6 protein-coding genes and 1 pseudogene are annotated in these 4,311 nt (G+C 67.6%); 1 reads left to right on the top strand and 6 read right to left on the bottom strand.

Features of this window, described 5'->3' with window-relative positions; genetic code table 11:
* Window positions 1–90 precede the first annotated feature (90 nt).
* Together ACIRA5_RS53575 and ACIRA5_RS53570 are read right to left on the bottom strand one after the other, a co-directional pair.
* Window positions 91–663 (bottom strand): hypothetical protein, encoded by a 573-nt coding sequence (locus ACIRA5_RS53575; protein ID WP_403705989.1) that lies wholly within the window; start codon window positions 661–663, stop codon window positions 91–93.
* Between the two features lie 443 nt (window positions 664–1,106).
* Window positions 1,107–1,349, bottom strand: a pseudogene (locus ACIRA5_RS53570) (phosphatidylglycerol lysyltransferase domain-containing protein); the annotation flags it as partial.
* On the opposite strand from ACIRA5_RS53570, the gene ACIRA5_RS53565 reads away from it, so the two are divergent.
* On the top strand, window positions 1,312–1,560 hold the full coding sequence (locus ACIRA5_RS53565; protein ID WP_403705992.1) for a hypothetical protein: 249 nt from the start codon (window positions 1,312–1,314) through the stop codon (window positions 1,558–1,560). The pseudogene ACIRA5_RS53570 and the gene ACIRA5_RS53565 sit on opposite strands and share 38 nt — an antisense overlap.
* A 56-nt stretch (window positions 1,561–1,616) precedes the next feature.
* Here the strand turns inward: ACIRA5_RS53565 and ACIRA5_RS53560 are convergent, their stop codons facing one another.
* The 4 genes from ACIRA5_RS53560 to ACIRA5_RS53545 all read right to left on the bottom strand — a co-directional run bounded on the left by ACIRA5_RS53560 (window position 1,617) and on the right by ACIRA5_RS53545 (window position 4,241).
* Window positions 1,617–2,336: a translation initiation factor IF-2 gene (locus tag ACIRA5_RS53560; protein ID WP_403705986.1), complete on the bottom strand. Its 720-nt coding sequence runs from the start codon at window positions 2,334–2,336 to the stop codon at window positions 1,617–1,619.
* 92 nt (window positions 2,337–2,428) lie between these two features.
* Window positions 2,429–2,557: a hypothetical protein gene (locus tag ACIRA5_RS53555; protein ID WP_403705983.1), complete on the bottom strand. Its 129-nt coding sequence runs from the start codon at window positions 2,555–2,557 to the stop codon at window positions 2,429–2,431.
* 304 nt (window positions 2,558–2,861) lie between these two features.
* Window positions 2,862–3,353 carry a GNAT family N-acetyltransferase gene (locus tag ACIRA5_RS53550; protein ID WP_403705980.1) on the bottom strand — a complete coding sequence of 164 codons (492 nt, stop codon included), beginning with the start codon at window positions 3,351–3,353 and terminating at the stop codon, window positions 2,862–2,864.
* Between the two features lie 168 nt (window positions 3,354–3,521).
* Window positions 3,522–4,241 carry an IS5 family transposase gene (locus tag ACIRA5_RS53545; protein ID WP_403705977.1) on the bottom strand — a complete coding sequence of 240 codons (720 nt, stop codon included), beginning with the start codon at window positions 4,239–4,241 and terminating at the stop codon, window positions 3,522–3,524.
* Window positions 4,242–4,311 lie beyond the last annotated feature (70 nt).

Raw genomic sequence — 4,311 nt, 5'->3', positions numbered from 1 at the left:
AACTGCGCCCGAGCACGGTTCACTTCATGTGCGTCCACACACTCAGCATGCCGCTGAACACGGCCGACAGAAAGACCTAACGGAGTCCTACTAGCTCGTCCAGCTGTGGGCCACGTCGACCACGACCCGGTCGTCCAACTGGGTGACGCGGAACGGCAGTCGGGCGCGCACACCGAGACCGACCTGCGTCTGGCCCTCGGAGGTGCCGCCGAATCGGGTGTCCCGGAAGGTGCTGTACCCGCTGATGTTCACGCCGGGCAGGGGCTCGCCCACCTCGCCCGGGTAGGTCGGCACGCCGGCCTCCAGGTCGTAGCTCCACGCGCCGACGCGGATGTCCAGGATCGCCCCGCCGGCGACCGGTATGTACTCGCCCGAGGGGTCCGCGTAGAACCGGTCCACGTACTGGACGTGGTAGCCGATCTGGCCGCCGCCGGGCACGTCGAACACGATGCGGTCGTAGCACTCGTGCTGTCCGGTCCTGATGTCCTCCAGGTGATCGGCCCCCATGGCGGCACCACCCTTGGCGCCGCTGCCCCAGCCCGTTGGGCAGGCCGCCGCCGCTCGCGAGCCCTCTGCCGGGGCCGCGCCCGCGGTGCTCGCCGCCGTCCCCAGCGTGGCGCCCGCGAGCACGAGCACCGCCACTGCCGCTCCGATACGTCGCATCACGTCCCCCTTGGTCGCATAACTCTGATGCCGGGTGAGACGGGCCGCACCACAGGAAGGTTGTACGCCAGACGAGGCAAAGCGGACTGGGCGGAGCCCGCGGAGCGGGAGCGCATCGGCCAACTGTGTCGCGGCAAGCTGGGCCACCGTCGCGCCGGTCGTGGTCGCGCTCAGGACCTCGCGCTCCCCAGGAGTCAGCGGACTATTGCCGCTGTGCCGCGCGAGTACGGCCAGCCCCGGGCCGATGACGCGTTGCCCCGCGGCGGATGGCTTCGGTGATGGTGTCGGCCGGCGCCTCTTTTGACAAGGAACCCGGTGAAATGGCTGTCCAGGGCGCGTTGTAGGTATCCGGGGCGGCCGAAGGTGGTGACGATGCGGCAGCGGATGTCCGGGTGGTGCTCGCGCAACCGGGAAGAGATGAAGAGGCCGTCCCCGTCGGGCCTCTACGTGGTACGTACCCCTCCCTCCGAGCCTGCGTGGGCGCAGGGGCGCTCGGCGGCAGCCCTGCGCCCACGCAGGAAGCGCGGGAGTGGCAGGGCGAAGTCGACGAAGCCCTCCGCCTGCAGGGCCGCGAAGCCGATGCGGGGCAGGTCTGCGGAGTTGCGGTAGACCACGAAGCGGGGCTCCCAGCGCGGCTGGAACTTGGCGTTGAACTTGTACAGCGACTCGATCTGGAACCAGCGCGAGGAGGAGCAGCAGCAGACCGGTACTGAGGGAGAGTGCCGCGGCGAACGGTCCGAACGCGCCTGGCAGCACTTCGGCGATCGTATGCACCCGGCTGCGCCGGAAACCCGTGAAGACGCCGGCCAGCACATCCACGAGCCCGACGAAAGCGCAGGCCCGTGCGATGACGGCGGGTACAGCGTCGGGGCGTGGTCCGCGCGCCATGCGCCGTAGCCGGGAACGCGACGGCCCATCCGACCTCCGCTTGGCGAGGCTGTCGGATAGGCCGTTCACAGGGCCGCTCCGTCGTGGTGGTGGCTGCACATGGACACAAGGGGACGTTGTAGATGCCAGACACGCACTGGCGGGAGATGGGCCCACATGTTCCACCGGCGGCTGGTATAAGTGCGCTGGTAATCAGCAACAACCTTGTCGACCACGGCGCGTCGGCGTGCCCCGGTCTTGGGCGAGAGCAGGGAGAGAACGTCGCCTAGACCGAGGTGGACCCAGTACGTCAGGGTGCCACCGGGGTGCAGCAGTTCCACGGACCGCGCCATGATGCGCTCGACCTGTACGGGAGTGAATCCGCTCAGCGGTCGGCCGGAGACGATCACGTCGTAGCGCTGGGCGGTGTCGAGATCCTGGACACCCGTCTGGTACACGTTCATCTCCACGTGTCTGTCCGCCCTGCCGGGCCCTGCAGCCACGAGGCTGCGCAGTGGTGACGCCAAGCGTGGGTTGGGCTCGGCGATGTCCAGACGGCTACCCCGGGGGAGCTGGGCTATCAGGGCGCTGGTGAGCGCGTCGGAGTCGGCGCCCGTGTACAGGACCGCCAAGGGGTGGGGGGCCTGGAGCCGCACAGGATCGGTCAGCAGACGAGCCAGTGCGGTACTGCCGGGGGCGACCGAGGAGGCAGCCCGCAGTTCGCGGGCCGCGTCGATCAGGAACATCCAGCCCTCGGCCCGGCGCTGTGCCAGGACGCGATCGTGTGAGGTCGTCCAGTTCTTCATGGCTTCGACGTTAGGAATCCGCCTCTTCCAACGGATCAGTCGTTGTGCGACGGTGGCCCCCTACGAAAGTAGGAGGCTGATACCGCAGATCGTCATGATCGGCTGTCGGGGAGGTGCCGCCGGGTGTCGCGGATACGGGCGGGTGCGGTGACGATCGACGTGCGGATCTGGTTGATGGCCTGGACGCGGGTCGTGACGGGGGAGCGGCGGACCACGTGCAAGGCGCGGATCGCCTCCACAGTGCCGCTGCGGCTCTTGGATATGGCGGCCCACGATGTCGATCAGACATCACCTGGGGCTTCGGCGACCGCGACCACCGGCGGGTCGGTTCGTCCGGCGGCATCGACGGTGAACAGACCACTTCTGCGGAACGGCTTCAGAGGCTGTGTCTGAACCTCTCTGTGCTGCTCACAGGGCTATGCAGCGGGACAGGTCTCTGTTTGCCGTTCGGACCGGCGTCCATCGACGCTGATCCGAACGGCGGGTGGCGGGTTCTGGATCGTCTGTCTCAGTTTCTGCTGTGACTCAGAGTGCGCGGTGCATGATGTGGAGCCCGACGTAACCTTTCGAGGGATGTCGGAAGCCCTCCGGCAACGTGCCAAGCACCTCGAAACCGATGGACCGATACAGTTTCACCGCATGCACGTTCGTCTCGACGACCGCGTTGAACTGCATCGCCCGGAAGCCGGCCGCGCGCGCCCACTCCACCGTGTACTCACACAGTGCTCGGCCCACGCCCTGCCCAGAGTGCGCCGGGTCGACCATGTAGCTGGCGCTCGCGATGTGCGAGCCGTTGCCCATGTGGTTGTTGTTCATCTTTGCCGTGCCGAGGACCGTTCCGGCGTCGTCGTCGACGGCGACGACCGTGCGGTTCGGGGCCGGCAAGAGCCACCAGTCGCGGCCCTGCTCCTCCCCGAGATCGATCGGATAGGTGAAGGTCTCACCAGCGGCAACGATCTTGTGGAAGAAGGGCCAAATGACAGGCCAGTCCTCGGTGTTGGCTTCCCTGATCAGCATGCGGACAGGATGTCGGCCCGCGCCACGGGACCGCCAATGCTTTTCGCGCCCCGGGGCCGCATCACGTTTTCTCAGGTCACGAGGCCATGGAGCTGCTGGGTGCTGATCGGCTTTGCCGTTCGGTTGAGCGTCGGTGGATGCCGAGGCGAACGGCAGTCGGAGGGATCGTCAGGCGACTGCCGCAAGGGGAGTGGGGGCCGCGTCGGTTCGGCGGTTTCGTCGGGTGAGGCGGCGGGTCATGAGGGTGATGAAGGCCCACTGGACGTGGGCTTCGGCGTGGGACATGAGGCGTTCGTAGTCCCTCGCGTTGCGGCGAGCCCGCATGGTCCACGAATTCGACCGTTCAACCACCCAGCGCTTGGGCAACAGGACGAAGCCCTTGGCATCCTTGGGCCGGGAGACGACCTTGACGGTGATGCCCAGGGTGGTCTGAGCCCAGGCGGCGAACTCGTCTCCGCCATAGCCGTTGTCCGCCCAGACCAGCACGATCTCGGGGTGCTCGGCGTGGAGTCGGGTCAGCAGAATGCGGGCCGCGTCCCGGTCCTGGACGTCGGCCGGCGTGACGAGCAGGTCGACGAGCAGCCCGTCCTGATCAACTAGGAGATGCCGCTTCCTCCCATTTATATGTTTGTTCGCGTCGTAGCCGCGCGTTGCCTTCGACACGGTCTCCGCGCCCTTGACGGACTGCGAGTCCACGATCACCCGGACCGGCCAGGGACACCGCCGTCGCCGCAGCCGCAACCGCCGGCGGAGCTGGTCGAGGATGTGCCGCAGCACACCGGCCTTCGCCCAGCGGGCGAAATACCCGAACACCGTGCGCCAGGGGATGCCGAAGTCGGCGGGCATGGCGCGCCATTTCGTCCCGTTGATGCTCCTATGGTCGGTCAAGCGCTCAAGAGCCACTCACGGTAGGTGTCGGCGAAGGCGTCGTCACGGCGAAGTCCGCGCTCGATGTTGG

The organism is Streptomyces sp. NPDC096311 (assembly GCF_044763085.1).
Classification (GTDB): domain Bacteria; phylum Actinomycetota; class Actinomycetes; order Streptomycetales; family Streptomycetaceae; genus Streptomyces.
The sequence above is the reverse complement of the archived record's forward strand: the minus strand, read 5'-3'. Positions and strand labels throughout refer to the sequence as shown.

Coding starts and splice junctions, on each gene's coding strand:
- ACIRA5_RS53575 (WP_403705989.1), bottom strand. CDS start 663: ATGCGACGTATCGGAGCGGCAGTGGCGGTGCTCGTGCTCGCGGGCGCC.
- ACIRA5_RS53560 (WP_403705986.1), bottom strand. CDS start 2,336: ATGAAGAACTGGACGACCTCACACGATCGCGTCCTGGCACAGCGCCGG.
- ACIRA5_RS53550 (WP_403705980.1), bottom strand. CDS start 3,353: ATGCTGATCAGGGAAGCCAACACCGAGGACTGGCCTGTCATTTGGCCC.